13 protein-coding genes and 2 pseudogenes are annotated in these 14,001 nt (G+C 60.2%); 7 read left to right on the forward strand and 8 right to left on the reverse strand.

Features of this window, described 5'->3' with window-relative positions; all coding sequences use genetic code 11:
• Positions 1–48: 48 nt before the first annotated feature.
• Complete coding sequence (locus I6F37_RS30330) at positions 49–216, reverse strand: hypothetical protein (protein WP_225128652.1); 168 nt, start codon at positions 214–216, stop codon at positions 49–51.
• Positions 216–1,136: a non-homologous end-joining DNA ligase gene (ligD, locus tag I6F37_RS30335; RefSeq protein WP_225128793.1), complete on the reverse strand. Its 921-nt coding sequence runs from the start codon at positions 1,134–1,136 to the stop codon at positions 216–218. Before ligD ends, I6F37_RS30330 begins: the two co-directional genes overlap by 1 nt.
• Positions 1,137–1,241: 105 nt before the next feature.
• On the opposite strand from ligD, the gene I6F37_RS30340 reads away from it, so the two are divergent.
• Complete coding sequence (locus tag I6F37_RS30340; protein WP_225128651.1) at positions 1,242–1,430, forward strand: DUF3606 domain-containing protein; 189 nt, start codon at positions 1,242–1,244, stop codon at positions 1,428–1,430.
• A gap of 25 nt (positions 1,431–1,455) precedes the next feature.
• Here the strand turns inward: I6F37_RS30340 and I6F37_RS30345 are convergent, their stop codons facing one another.
• The gene (locus tag I6F37_RS30345) at positions 1,456–1,734 is read right to left on the reverse strand and encodes a hypothetical protein (protein WP_225128650.1); all 279 of its coding nucleotides are present in this window, start codon (positions 1,732–1,734) and stop codon (positions 1,456–1,458) included.
• Positions 1,735–3,009: 1,275 nt separating this feature from the next.
• On the opposite strand from I6F37_RS30345, the gene I6F37_RS30350 reads away from it, so the two are divergent.
• The 6 genes from I6F37_RS30350 (at position 3,010) to I6F37_RS30375 (ending at position 9,862) form a co-directional block, all read left to right on the forward strand.
• A complete protein-coding gene (locus I6F37_RS30350) occupies positions 3,010–3,180 on the forward strand; it encodes a hypothetical protein (RefSeq protein ID WP_225128649.1) in 171 nt (56 codons plus the stop codon).
• Positions 3,181–3,320: 140 nt separating this feature from the next.
• A complete protein-coding gene (locus I6F37_RS30355; RefSeq protein WP_225153549.1) occupies positions 3,321–4,577 on the forward strand; it encodes an NtaA/DmoA family FMN-dependent monooxygenase in 1,257 nt (418 codons plus the stop codon).
• A gap of 32 nt (positions 4,578–4,609) precedes the next feature.
• On the forward strand, positions 4,610–6,298 hold the full coding sequence (locus I6F37_RS30360; protein WP_225128647.1) for an ABC transporter substrate-binding protein: 1,689 nt from the start codon (positions 4,610–4,612) through the stop codon (positions 6,296–6,298).
• Entirely contained in the window at positions 6,295–7,257 is a 963-nt protein-coding gene (locus tag I6F37_RS30365; protein ID WP_225128646.1) for an ABC transporter permease, read from the forward strand. Before I6F37_RS30360 ends, I6F37_RS30365 begins: the two co-directional genes overlap by 4 nt.
• Entirely contained in the window at positions 7,254–8,135 is an 882-nt protein-coding gene (locus tag I6F37_RS30370) for an ABC transporter permease (RefSeq protein ID WP_225128645.1), read from the forward strand. Before I6F37_RS30365 ends, I6F37_RS30370 begins: the two co-directional genes overlap by 4 nt.
• Positions 8,132–9,862: an ABC transporter ATP-binding protein gene (locus tag I6F37_RS30375; protein WP_225128644.1), complete on the forward strand. Its 1,731-nt coding sequence runs from the start codon at positions 8,132–8,134 to the stop codon at positions 9,860–9,862. Before I6F37_RS30370 ends, I6F37_RS30375 begins: the two co-directional genes overlap by 4 nt.
• A gap of 262 nt (positions 9,863–10,124) precedes the next feature.
• On the opposite strand, the pseudogene I6F37_RS30380 reads toward I6F37_RS30375, so the two are convergent.
• The 5 genes and pseudogenes from I6F37_RS30380 to I6F37_RS30400 form a co-directional block, all read right to left on the reverse strand.
• A pseudogene (locus I6F37_RS30380) lies at positions 10,125–10,334 on the reverse strand (nickel/cobalt efflux protein RcnA); the annotation flags it as partial.
• Positions 10,335–10,559: 225 nt separating this feature from the next.
• Positions 10,560–11,843, reverse strand: coding sequence for a cystathionine gamma-synthase family protein (locus tag I6F37_RS30385; protein ID WP_225128643.1), 1,284 nt, complete (start codon positions 11,841–11,843; stop codon positions 10,560–10,562).
• Positions 11,844–11,907: 64 nt separating this feature from the next.
• Positions 11,908–12,276 (reverse strand): hypothetical protein, encoded by a 369-nt coding sequence (locus I6F37_RS30390; protein ID WP_225128641.1) that lies wholly within the window; start codon positions 12,274–12,276, stop codon positions 11,908–11,910.
• Positions 12,277–12,747: 471 nt separating this feature from the next.
• Positions 12,748–13,119, reverse strand: coding sequence for a hypothetical protein (locus I6F37_RS30395; protein ID WP_225153551.1), 372 nt, complete (start codon positions 13,117–13,119; stop codon positions 12,748–12,750).
• Between the two features lie 7 nt (positions 13,120–13,126).
• Positions 13,127–13,574, reverse strand: a pseudogene (locus I6F37_RS30400) (Ku protein); the annotation flags it as partial.
• Between the last annotated feature and the right edge of the window lie 427 nt (positions 13,575–14,001).

A 14,001-nucleotide genomic window follows, 5' to 3' on the forward strand; every position in this document is an offset into this window, starting at 1 on the left:
TTCTTGCTCGGCGGCACCGAGGGAAGGCAAAGGGTTGCCGTCAAGCGATCATCGTTCGGGGTCTGGTGAGCGCGCTGCGGCTCGGTTCACCGTGGTGCGTTCCGCTCGGTCCTCGGGAGCGAGCTCCATGACCGCTTGATGCAGCTCGGCCGGAATCGTCAGCGGACTTTCCGCGGGCTTGTTCGCCCACTGCCAGAAGCGGTCAAAGGCATCCATTACAGATCCTCCCGAAGCCCCCTAAAAAACGGGTGGCGAACCTTTCCCTCGGCCGACTTCGCGCGATACTCGATCTCGGCCAGAAGCTTGGGTTCGATCCAGATGCCCTTGTGACCAATGCGCTTGGTATAAGGCTGGGTCTTTCGGATGAGGGGTTTAAGCCGCTTCTGCAGATCGGCGGCCGAGACCTTGTCGAAGCCGTGGTCGACTTTGCCGGCATAGACCAGATCGTCGCCCCTGCGCCGGCCGACGTAGATTCCGTCCCACTTCGTCCCATCGAGTGCGAAGCCGGCAATCGTCAGCGTCTCACGCTGTACGCAGGTCTTTTTGACCCAATCATTCGTGCGTCCCGCCGGATAGGCGCTGCCCCGGACCTTCGAAACGACGCCTTCGAGGCCGAGCTTGCAGGCGTGCGCGAACATCTCGCGGCCATCTATCTCGAAGCTTTCGCTGAACTGGATGTCGGTGCCGCCTAGGATCTTCTTGAGTTCGGCTTTGCGCTGAAAGAGCGGTAGCTTCCGGATATCTCGGCCGTTCAGATAGAGCAGATCGAACGCGACGAGCACGATGCTCTTCGATTTGCCCTTGAGCTCGTTCTGCAGGACCGAGAAGTCAGTCGTGCCGTCGGCGGCCGGTACCACGATCTCGCCGTCCACCACCGCCGAGTTCGCCTTGATCCGCCAGGCGTCATGAGCGACCTTCTTGAAGCGATGCGTCCAATCGTGGCCGCGCCGGGTGAAGATCTTCGCCGTCTCGTTGGCCAGATGGACCTGAACACGGTAGCCGTCGAACTTGATTTCGTGAATCCAGCGCTCTCCGGACGGCACCTTCTCGATCGAGGTGGCCAAGGCCGGGTCGATGAAGCCGGGGAAGGGCGTTTTGACGCCGATAGCCGCCGGCTTTTTACGCTGAAACGCCACTGAAGAACTCCACGCTACAGGCGATTCAAATTGGCACAGTTCGAATCGTTCCGGAACCGGCGAATCCTTGTTGCGCTGCCTCGACGCCACGAACAGGAGGTATCCATGGCGGCAGCGAAAAAGTCGAAGACGTCCCGCGGACGCAAGCAGGACCGGGCACGGGTGGCCGGCGGGCAGGACTACGAAGTGCGGTACGAGGCGAAGAAGACAGGTAAGTCGGCGCCGGCGGTGAAGAAGGCTGTCAAAAAGGTCGGCAATACGCGGAAGCGCGTGGAAAGGCGGCTAGGCCGCTGAGTAGGAGACGGATTGGCATCGGTGCTTAGCGTCGGTCCTCCTCGTCAGGGGGGCATTCTGGGCAGGTATCACCAATCGAGTCCAGCAGGTCGCGAACCGCGGCCTCCGCTGCGTCACGGGATACGTCTGCTGGCGGGTCCTGATGGGCGATATCGAAGGCGCGCTCTCGTGCATGCGGATCGGCGCGGTCCTGCATCCAACCGTGCTCCTCGCACTCGCGGATGGCGCCGGCTTCGTTCAGCACGTTGATCGCCCAACCGCGCAGGGTGCGGATCGCCGGCCGTCTCTGCTTGGTCATCAGCATTGAAAGGTTCTCCCACGCTGAGACGAATCGTTTAGTCCCGCAGACGTTCCCCATCGCTAACACACGACTGGGATTCGAGATCGTGGGATCTCGTGGTTTTTCGAAGGCGGAATATTCAGCTTGGCGAGGTGCTAGGGTGGGCAAGAACGAACTAGAGAAACCGTTTTCCGACACTTCAGACGTCCGAGCTCAGTTAGTTGCTCCTTGTCGTTTTGCGCGTGCGGCTGTCGCCCGCACCGGGCTCTCGTGAACCGAGCCGCGCAGCGTCTCGGCCATGCGGCTTCGATCCCTTGCGCACGACCAGATCACGCCCTCGCGGGGCAGAAACGAAAAACCAGACCTTTATGCAGCAGCCACCTGCACAAAGGTCCGGCCTTATCTCAGCTTGCCGCGATACCAAACGGCTGCAAAGGACGCTTCATATCCTTTGGGAGGTCTCGCTTCTCATCCGGGTTTCGACCCGGAGGCGGCAATAGATCAGTCCGATATGACTACTTCTTTTTCTTTGAAGTCTTCTTTGCCACCTTCTTGGTAGCTGCCTTCGCGGTCTTCTTTGCCTTCTTTGCTTTCTTGGCCATGTCGTCCTCTGTAAGAATTGGCTCTCAGTGAACATGCCCACACCGTGCATAGACATGCGCACGAGTGAGACGATACCACAAAAGCAAAATTGATACCAAGGAGACGCAAATCCGCATTGAGCCGCTCGCCGGAGGCACTCGCTCTCGGGTCCCGCCGTCATCGCATTCCGGCGTCGCTATCACTGCCCCGAGCTCGGGTCCTTTTTAACCGGTCTCGCGACTGCACTCGGTCCCGCGTGCCGCCTTCGGCGTCGTTATGCTCACGCTCCTGCGGGTACCAATTCTCTTAAGGCGATGCGCCTCCGGCGCACCGCCCAAACGTGAACGAGCAAGGTCGATCGATACGGGACAGCCGATCAGTGATCCCTTTCAACTCTTTGCCCCGATGATGGCTCGGCTTGTGGCCACGGCTGGAAACTTCAGAGCACGACGCGCCATCATCTTGCCAGGCGAGGGCGAGCAGCAATTCTGAACGGCGTCAGTCCTGAAACATCAGAACGCGTAAGCCTGATTGCGACACGATCGCGCCCTTCTGTTCCGGGAGCCATCCGCCTGAGATACAATCGTTTTGCGCAGGGTACAGATGACGCTCTTGTCGCTAACGCCTCGATAAATTTGCAGCGCATGTGTGTATGTGGCTCTGAGTTGGTCGCCGATATCGCTCCATCGATGTGACTGCAAACCAGAAAGATGGGGTTTGTCAGTCGCGGAGTTTATCGTTCCGCGCCGTGATGCATTTCCAACAAAAATCAATTATCCGGCGGCACGAATTGAAACAGGCATTCTTATTTTTCCTGCGTGGTTGACGCTGGTCGGCTCCTCAACAATGTTGAAGCGCCATGACGCGCTCATGGCTACCGAAGATTGAGAAGAGTGCGATGACGTTTTTGAGCTTCCGGCTTACCACTACCCGTGGCGGATATATCGCGTGATGACGTCGCCGCTTGGACGTGAGCTTCACCTTGGCCTGAACCTGCATGGCGCTGGGGGACATGCAGCAGCGTGGCGGTGGCCCGGAAATCCTCCTGGGCATTCTACGATATTGAGCATTACGTGCGAGCCGCAAAGCTCGCCGAGCGTGGAAAGGTCGACGCGGTCTTCCTCGCCGACACGCCAGCGCTCAATCCGGCAATCGACAAAAGCCCACCCCTCAATGGCATCGAGCCGACGATTACGCTTGCCAGCATCGCACGAGAAACAAGATTTGTCGGTCTGATCGGCTCGGCATCCACCACGTACAACGAGCCTTATAACCTCGCGCGCCGATTCCAGTCGCTTGACGTTGTCAGTGGCGGCCGCGCGGCCTGGAACGCAGTTACGACATCCAATGTCTATACGACGAGGAGCTTCGGCGGCCACGAGCAATCCCGTGATGACCGTTATCGCCGCGCTGAAGAATTCGTGGAGGCCGTGCGAACCCTTTGGCATAGCTGGGGAGAAGGCGCCCTTATTCTGGACCAAGCGTCCGGGCGGTTTGGTGATCCGAGCAGGCTGCGGACGACGAGGCATGCCGGCGAGTTCTTCGACATCAGCGGGCCCCTGACACATCCGGGCTCAAGGCAGGGGCAGCCGGTTATTTTCCAGGCCGGCGGATCGGATCAAGGGCTTCAGTTCGCGGCCCGAAGCGCCGATGCCGTGTTCTCATCGACAGGCAATTTGGAAATCGCCTTGCGGGAGGCCGATCGCCTCAGGTCGTTTGCTTCTCAACATGGACGAAGGGCGCCCCTCGTCCTGCCGGGCGTCGTCACGTTCGTCGGCGGAACGGAAAAGGAAGCGATCACGCGCAAGGCGGAACTTGATGACCTTCTCAACTTCGACGTTGCCGTTGATGGGCTGGCCAGTCGTTTCGGTATTCCTGCCGAAAGGCTGAAGATCGACGAACCAATCGACCTCAATTGGCTGCCGCGACATGCGGACGCGGCTTTTTCCATCGGCCAGTATCGCACTGTGGAAGCGCTCGTGCGCTCCGGCAAAACAGTCCGCCAGATCATCGTCGAGGCGCCTGCTTACGGTCACCGGGTGCTGGTTGGATCGCCGGAGCAGATTGCCGCTTCCTTCGAAGAGTGGTTCCGGGCTGGCGCAGTGGACGGGTTCAACGTCATACCGGATGTTCTATCCGACGGCACTGCTGCGTTCGTCGATCATGTCGTGCCCGTTCTCCGGCGGCGCGGCTTGTTCCGCTCGGATTATCGAGGCGAAACGCTGCGCGAGCACCTCGGCATTCCACTGCAGGGCGAGCCCACCGACCAGGTCTCCGCCGCCTGAGTGCTTCTCCTTTATCGCAATCGGAGCTTATCATGTCTAAGCCGGCTGCCGTTCGTTCGGCGTTTCTTCTCAAAAATCTGAACCGTCGTTTGACGTCTCACGCCGCAATCATCGCCGTCGCGATGTCTGGCCTTACCATAGCGGATGCCGTGAAGGCGGAAGATGCTTCTGCTGGCAAGCCACAATCGGGCGGGATCATCCGGTACGGTCACTTCCAGGAACCGCCGTGCCTCTATGGTGGCTGGGTGCAGCAATGGTACCTGCAGCGTCAATTCAGCGACAATCTGGTCGCCAGGGCTGAAGACGGAAGGATCCTGCCTTGGCTTGCGACCGCCTGGAGCGTTTCGGATGACCGAAAAACCTACACCTTCCAGATCAAGCCCGACATCAAATTCACGGACGGGACGCCTCTGGACGCCCAGGCGGTCGTCGATAACATTAATGGATGGCTGAGCGACAATCCGGAGCTGGAGAACCCCACAGCCAGCCCTTATCTCAAGGGCGTCTTCGAATCCGCGGTGGTGACCGGGCCGCTGACGCTCAAGATCACCTTGAAGACGCCATTCGAGCCGCTGCTGAATGTCTTTACGCAGTCCTCGCAAGGTATCCTGTCGCCGACGGCGCTGAAGCGCGGCAAGGCCGTGAACTGCGAAAGCCCGGTGGGTTCAGGTCCGTTCATCGTGGAGAAATGGAATCGCGGCAAGAACGTCATATTCCGTCGAAATCCCAACTATAATTCGGCGCCGGCGACGGCCAGGCATCAAGGCCCAGCCTATGTGGAAGGCATCGAGTGGCGTTTTCTTGCTGACCCCACGATACGCTACGGCTCACTTCTGACCGGCGAATCCGACGTTGTCTATCATATCCCGGCCGTCAATTGGCAGGAGGCCAATTCGCGGTTCAAGATCGTGCGTCACCTCACGGGCGGAACGCCGCTTCGGCTTGCATTGTACTCGGAGAGACCGCCGTTCGACGACCTGCGTGTCAGGCAGGCTTTTGCTTACGCCTCCGACCGGCGTGCTGCCGTGCAAGCGGCGTTTCTCGGCTCGCTGCCCTATGAGGGCAATTTCGCTTTGAGCCAAAGTTCCCCGGAATATGTCAGCGACCTCTCAAAATCCTATTCCTATGACATCGAGAAGGCGAACAAGCTGCTCGATGAGGCCGGCTGGACGGAGCGCGATGCAAACGGCATCCGAGCTAAGAACGGCAAAGCGCTGATCATACGCATCACCTACACCAACGCCTTTTCGCCTCCGGATGGCGATCAGGTCCTGCAGATCATCCAGCAGCAAGCGAAGGCTGCAGGGTTCGACGTGCGCCTCCAGCCCACCAACCAAGCTGATTTCTGGGCCGGAAAGAATTTTGGTCCAAATGACTATGAGATCGTTCCCCTGTATTGGGTTGCGCCCGGCGCCGAGATCTATCGGATTTCGTACAAGCCGGACCTGAATGGTGTGCGCAATCCCTTCAATCCATCCCGCTATCAGGATCTGCCGCTGTGGGACATCATCCAGAAGGCCGAACAGGCCGCTGACAAGGAGCAGCGCATCGCGCTTTATCAGCAGGCCGAACGGCGGATCGTCGAGAACGCGCCGTCCCTGAGTTACACGGTTTTGGATGTCACCCTCGCTTTGGCCAATAATGTGAAGGACATCTGGCTCGACAGCGGGTCGGTGGGCGAGCCCGTTTTCTCGGACGCATATTTCACCGGCAAGAAATGAATGCGGTGAAGACGATAGGCAATCGAAGCTTTTGGCTGGTGCGGCGGCTCTTGTCCGGCCTGATTGTGGTCTGGGCCGCGGCAACGTTCACCTTCTTTGTGCAGTTTCTGATGCCCGGCGAACGCGCCCAGATCATCTTCAATGCAAATACCGGAAACGTGGGAGAGATTCCTCGGGACCAGCTGCTTGCCATCAACGCCAGATATGGCTTCGATCAACCCGTCATCGCGCAATACGGAAAGTATATAAGGGACGTGATGCACGGAGATCTTGGGCAGTCTTACGTTCAATATCAACCTGTCACGGACCTGATTGCGCGCCAGATCGGACCGACGATTGCACTCGCCTTTGCCGCGATGTTGACGGCCTGGATCATCACGATCACGACAACGGTTCTTTTCGCCGGGCGTGACAACATATGGTCCAAGGCGCTAGGCGGCTTTCAGGTCTTCCTCGCAACACTGCCGCCCTATTGGCTGGGGACAATCCTGCTGGTCGTTTTCGCGATCCAGCTTCGCTTGTTCCCTGTCGTCGGCGGCAACACGCTCATGGGCCTCGTTCTGCCGACGATGGCCCTGGCCCTGGAAATCTACGGTTTCCTTGGTCAAGCGGTCCTGAGTGAATTCACACGGGTTCTTGATCAGCCTTTCATCACATCATCGAGAATGCGCGGCACGGGAGATTTCAGTGTCCGTTTGCGTCACGCTCTGCGCCATGCTGCCTTGCCGGGGATCACGCTTTCCGGCTGGATCATAGGGAAGCTGCTCTCCGGCGCGGTATTGATCGAAGCGGTCTTCGGCCGCCAGGGGCTGGGCGGCGTCCTTGTTGCAGCAACCTCGACACGGGATGTCCCGGTCGTCTCGGGGGTGGTTCTGGTTTCAGCAGCGCTGTTTGTCGCTACCAGCTTGATCGTGGATTTCACGGTGCAGCTCGTCGATCCCAGGATGAAAGAGGCATGAGTTTCGCCACTAGCTCCGCCGGACATGCAAAGGCGTTCATAACTGCAAGAGTGCTGACGGGCGCCCGTAGGTTTCCGGTTCGGGTCTATGTCGCGGCTTTGTTTATGGCGTTCTTCCTCATCGCGGCGATTGCGCCGAAACTGCTTCAGACGCATGATCCTTTAGTGCTGAGCCTGACGTCACCTCTCAAGGCCCCTTCCTTGACGCATTGGCTGGGGACGGACCAGTCCGGACGGGATCTCTATTCCCGCATCGTGGCGGGGACACGTCAGTCTCTCTCGATTGGGCTAGGTGCGACTGCGCTCAGCCTTGCCCTCGCGCTTGCACTCGGCGTGACGGCGGGCCTGTCTGGCGGCTGGATCGACAATGTGCTCAGCCGGCTGTTCGACGCCTTGTTCGCTCTCCCCACTCTGTTTCTTGCGCTTCTCTTCGTTTCGTTGTTGGGCACCTCGGTCCCGACGCTGGTCATCGCAGTCGGCCTTGGAACATCGCCCGGATATGCGCGGATGGTGAGGGTGCAGGTTCTGAGCGTTAAAGCGACCGGTTATGTTGAGGCGGCAAAGGCGCTAGGCCACTCGCCGAGACGCATCCTGTTCAAGCATATTCTCCCCAACGCAATCAGCCCGCTTGCGACAATGTTCACGCTCGGTGTCGGGCAAGCGATCATTTGGGCATCCGGTCTTTCCTTTCTAGGCTTGGGAGTTGCGCCCCCCTCATCGGAATGGGGCGCGCTGCTCAATGCCGGGCGTAACTACGTGATCTATGCCTGGTGGCTCGAGGTCATGCCCGGTATCGCCATCGCTGCCTTTGCGCTCTCCGTGACTGTCATCGGCCAGTACGTTCAGCAACGCTTGGAAGGAAGGATCGAGCTTTCATGAATGTGACCTATCCCGCAGCCTCCTTCCGGCAAGACGCCACACTGCCGCCCGCTAGCGACCCGTTGCTCACGATACAAAATCTCAACGTTTCCTTCGGGCCGGCCCATTCGCGGCGAGCTGTGGTAAAGGGGGTCTCTTTTACGGTTGAGGAAGGCCGGTGCGTTGCGATCGTCGGTGAATCTGGTTCAGGCAAGAGCGTTACGGCCCGGACGCTGGTTGGTCTTACGGGGGCGTGTTCTCATGTCCAAGCTGACCGCCTGACTTTTCAAGGGAAGAGTATCGGTCACCTGGGTGACACGGAATGGAGAGCCCTGCGCGGCAAGCGTATCGGCTTCGTGTTACAGGACGCACTGGTGTCGCTCGATCCGCTAAGACCGGTTGGCAAGGAGATCGGTGAAGCCCTGACTGTTCACCGCGCAATCAGGACAGGCGCAGAGTTGACAGAACGGGTGCTTGAGCTTCTGAAGCTCGTCGGCGTGCCCGAGCCGGCGGTGAAGGCGCGGCAGCTTCCACATGAGCTGTCAGGCGGACAACGACAACGAGCCTTGATTGCGACGGCGATCGCTCTCGATCCAGCTCTCTTGATCGCAGATGAGCCCACGACGGCGCTGGACGTTACGATCCAGGCGCAAATCCTGGATCTGCTCAGCGAGACCCGCGAACGCGGGAAGGCCATGATCCTCATCAGCCACAATCTTGCCGTGGTATCGCAGATGGCCGACGAAGTCATCGTAATGCGACACGGTGAAATCGTCGAGCATGGTTCATCAGAACAGATTTTTGGCAATCCAAGACACGATTATACCAGAAGCCTTCTTAAGGCGATCCCATCCGTCCGGTCACGCGGCAGCCGTCTTTCGTCCTCTAAGGCGCCGCGCTTCATCTCGGCTGAACGCGACGTGACCAAAGCGCTGGCCCAATCGGATATCGCACAGCGTAGTAGACCGCTGCTTGAAGCGGAAGGGCTCGTCAAGCGCTTTCGTGGACCGGACGGCAAGCTGCGTACCGTTGTCAATGATGTCTCGTTTCGCCTCGGCGCTGGAGAGACGCTTGGTATCGTCGGCGAGTCAGGGTCTGGGAAGACGACCGTGGCACGCATGGCGCTCGCGCTCGAAAGGCCAGACCTGGGAGAGGTGACGCTCGAAGGTGCGCCGTGGACTGCAGCGACTGAGAAAGAGCGCCGCCAGCGGCGATCGGATATCTCGGTCATCTACCAGGACCCACTAAGTTCATTCGATCCGCGCTGGAGCATCGAGCGCGTCATTGATGATGCCTTGGCGAGGCGCCGCGGAGATCCCCTCGACAGAGCCAGTCGACGATCCGAGGTCAGCGAGTTGCTCGATCTTGTGGGGCTGTCACCAAGCTTCAGAACCAGGCGGCTACTCGAACTGTCGGGCGGTCAACGCCAGCGGGTTGCGATCGCCCGCGCGATTGCTCCGCGCCCCAAGATCATCGTATGTGACGAGCCGGTCGCGGCACTTGATGTATCCATCCAGGCGCAAATTCTCGATCTGCTTGGCGATCTCAAGTCTCACTTGCGCGTCAGCTATCTATTCATCTCACATGATCTCGGCGTCGTGCACCACCTGAGCGACCGTGTTCTTGTCATGAATCACGGCGTGACCGTCGAAGCCGGCGGAGCCGACGACGTATTTTTACGGCCTCGGCAAGCCTATACGAGGAAGCTGGTTGCAGCCGTTCCACAATTGCACTTCCAGGCGGCTTAAAGTCTCAAGGCCAGCCACTCCGCGGCGGCTCAGCGCACGGAGCAGGCGCTGTGCAAGGCAGTGAGATCGGGCCGTGGCTCTCCCATGCATGCATCCGCGCCAGCGGAAGCCCGTCTGCCTATTCGGACGATGCAAATGCCCGTCCTTAAAGGGGGTTCACTGCCAGAGGGAAGTCCACAAGATGCGATGGGCGATCACCACACCGGCGCAGGTGGGTCTAGTGCCAACCCGACCAAGCCCTGTAGAGGCCGACAAGCACGATCTAGCGGCGGAGAACGTCTGGCGCACGGTGCGCGAAGCGGCTAAAGACGCTCCAATCGCGCTCGAGCCGGCGAAGGCTGAGGGGGGGCGGCAACGCCGGCCGAAACCATCGTGATTGCAAGGAAGCGGAGGACCATAACTGAGTCGAGGTCAACTGCTCCAACCAGATGCAAAGCAGGAGCACGGTGATCGCGGTCGGGCACGGGATCAGGCGACAATTGGGAGTCGGTTTCGTTCGTTGGCCCACGGGTCGCGCCGTCTCCAAATGGCTCTAAGCCGAGTGAGATGACGGGCCTGCCGGCGATTCCCTGCTGAACGCATCCAGCAAGGGCTATTACATCTGCGTCGTGCGGCAGCTCTCGGGCGCGCAGAGCAGCGAGGCTGCCGCGGCGATCATGTCGGCATGCCGCGCGTCCAATCCGCTTTGATCCCCCGCTCAAGCCGCATTCAGGGCCTGGGCGAGGTCGGCGATCAGATCCGACGGGTTCTCGATCCCGATCGACAGCCGGATGGTGGAATCGAGCACGCCGATCTTTTGGCGGATGTCGGCGGGAACGCCGGAATGGGTCATGGTCGCGGGCAGGCTCGCGAGCGACTCGGTGCCGCCGAGGCTCACCGCCAGCTTGAGGATCTGCAGCGCATTGAGGAATTTCACGGCCGCCTCCTTGCCGCCGACGATGTCGAACGAGAAGGTCGATCCCGCGCCCAGGCATTGTCTCGCGAACACCCGCCCCGAGGGCGAGGCCTGCTCGTGATGACCGAGATAATGAACCCTGGCGACCTTGGGGTGGTCGCGCAGATAGCTCGCGACCAGGCGCGCATTCGCATCGGCCTTTTCCATGCGCAGGCTCAGCGTCTCCAATGAGCGGTTGATCATCCAGCAGGAATGCGGATCGAGCTGGGTGCCGATGGCGCCGCGCAGCGCCTTGATGCCCTTCATGATCGCCTTCGATCCGAGTGCGGCGCCCGCGATCAGGTCGGAGTGGCCGCCGACATACTTCGTCAGCGAATACAGCGACAGGTCCGCGCCGTGCTCGATCGGCCGCTGAAACACCGGGCCGAGCAGCGTGTTGTCGCAGGCGATGATCGGCGTGTGTCCCTGGGCCTTGCCGACGGAATCGGCGATGCGGCGGATCATCGCGATGTCGACGAGGCCGTTGGTCGGATTGGCCGGGGTCTCGATCAGGATCATCGAAACCCGCCCCCTCCCCGTCGCCTCCTCCGCGGCCTGCCTGACGGAGGCCTCATCGATGCCGTCGGCAACGCCGACCGCGCCGATCGACAGGCGCGCCAGCGTGTTCGTCAGCAGCGTTTCCGTGCCGCCATAGAGCGGCTGGGAGTGCAGGATGACGTCGCCGGGCCGGACGAAGGCGAGGATCGTGGTCGCGATCGCCGCCATGCCCGAGGAGAACAGCGCACAGCTCTCGGTGCGCTCGTAGACCGCGAGCCTGTCCTCGACGATCTCGCTGTTGGGGTGGTTGAAGCGCGAATAGACCAGGCCCGCGCCCATGCCTTCTGGCGGCTCACGCCGGCCGGCGACGTAATCGAAGAAGTCCTGGCCGTCTTCGGCGGTCTTGAACACGAAGGTCGAGGTCAGGAACACCGGCGGCTTGATGGCGCCTTCCGACAATTGCGGATCATAGCCATAGGTCAGCATCAGGGTTTCCGGATGCAGCATATGGTTGCCGATATGGGTCTTCGACGGGAACGGTTTTGCCATGGCTGCCTCGCTGTTCTGATGCTCGCCGCGCGTGGCGGGCCGAATCGGTGGTACACCGCGGTGGTCACGAAATCGAGCCTGTATGCAGGTTCGTCAGCACCTGCTCCGGCAGCGGATCTCCAGACACATCTAACTCGGCACCAGTGCTCAAATGCGTCAGTAGGTTCTCGGGTAGGCTGGTTAGCTGGCTATGGTTAGCGAGGAGGAGCACGAGCCCGGGCGGAAGCGCCTCAGGTAAGCTGGTTAGCTGGTTGCCCCTAACGGCGAAAGTATGGAGCATAGCGGGGAAGCCCTCCGGCAGACTCGTCAATTGATTGTCGCTGAGCTCGAGATACTGGAGCGAATCAGGGAGGATCTCCGCTCCTGCCCCCTTTTGTTCGTTCGAAGAGATCCCATCGGCGCGCAGAATCTGTCCTGCCTCAAAAGGATCCATTCCATACTCCCTTGCCAGGACTGAGTAGACTTAGTCCATACGATACGTTGTAACCTCTGAAGCACTTACCTGTCGGTAAGCTGACGAAGAAGCTATCGCCAGGTGGCGACCATAGGAGTTGGAAACGCGGTGATCGTTGCGCCTGCCCGAAGCTGCTCGACCATTTCAGCACTACCATCATATGACAGGGACGTATCCGCGTGGAGGCGTCTGATTTCCACCTCGCCGTCCCACCGTGCCACCGCCGCCTTGCTCTGCGCGGCCGTCCCCTGTCGCTGCCTGAACTGTTCGGCTGCCCGCGCCGCACACATCGCGCGCTGGCTCTCGGCGGGCGCAGTGGGACGGAGTGCTCACAGTCTATGACGTGGCAGATTCAGCTCATGCGGAGGATGACGTAGACCAGAGGGTTGAAAATTGGGCTGCCGAACGGGACGTGGGCCCGCTCGAATTCGAGAAGAAGCCCTAACGCGATTAAATCTCTCCGAGAGAGAGCAACATCTCGATCTCGGATCGTTGTCGGTGTCGACGCTTCAAATTCAGGCTGATGACGTATCCCAGCGGATCGTCACCGTAATAGTTGCGCGTCGGGCAATCGGCGCCGGTCTCGACGGCGGCGCGACAGCGATTGCGGCCGTCGAGGATATTTCTCTTGAACACGCCGACCGCTTCGCGCACGCCGTTTTCGCTGACGTCGGACAAGAACTCGGCATAGGCGTCGCCCTCGATCCGCGCGAAAATGGCAGCGATGGGATCCGGCTCAAGCTGGGTCATGCCGCAAACCCAATGAGCGGTTATGCTAGCGCTCAGCCGCCGGAATTCGTGGCCGCCGCCCTGGAGGGGCAAGTCCTCGACGGATCTCGTCGAAGCATTCCAGCTCGCTGCGCACGCCATAGGGTAGCGCAGCAGAGTGCCGACAAGGCCTTTGTCCATCGGCTCGAGCGCAATGATATGCTCGCGGTTGGTCAGCACCACCCGACCGATGGCGACCTTGTCCATCTCTCGAATGTTCTCACGGATCACGGCCAAGGCGTCGTGGCCGACCTAGCCGTCCGGGCGCTGGCAGTAGGGGCGGATCAGGTAGCGGGGATCGATGTCGGGCCGGTCGACGAACTCGTCGATCTCGATGGTACGTGTCGATTCGAGCGCGATCTCCTCGAGCTCCTCTTTCGAGACCTAGATGTACTGACCCTTCTCGAGCGCGTAACCCCGGCGATGTCTTCGTTCGGCACCTCGTCGCCGGTGTCGGCATCGACCTTCACGTACTTGATGCGGTGTCCCGTCTGGCGGTTGAAGGCGATACTGTGTTTCCCAAAAAGGCCAGGCCTTCTTCCTCAGCTCGCGAGGCTGCCGTCTGTCGGCGATCGGCCTGCAGAGCGCCAGCAAAGATTGCGTGAGCCAGCCACCACGATTCCACGGCGTGGCCAAAATGACTGCGAGCGACGATAGCCGACCCATACGCTACTCAGAAGGAGGCAATCCGCGCCGCGGTCGATGCCGTCCACGCGAGCGGAAAGGCAGGGCACGACGCTTAGGTTCTCGTTCAAAGGGAGAACCACCAATTTGGAATCGAGTGGACACACGGCCACGACCCATACCCCCACCAGCTGCCTAATCGCGGACCACATGAGATCGGCGCCAACCAATCCTGGTAGGTACCTTGCAGTCCTTCTCCGCGATAATTAGCAGCACCCTTTGGGAGTTCAGCCTCTGGGGGGCCGAGGTGGC

The sequence above is a fragment of the Bradyrhizobium sp. NBAIM08 genome (assembly GCF_020193935.1).
Taxonomy (GTDB): domain Bacteria; phylum Pseudomonadota; class Alphaproteobacteria; order Rhizobiales; family Xanthobacteraceae; genus Bradyrhizobium; species Bradyrhizobium yuanmingense.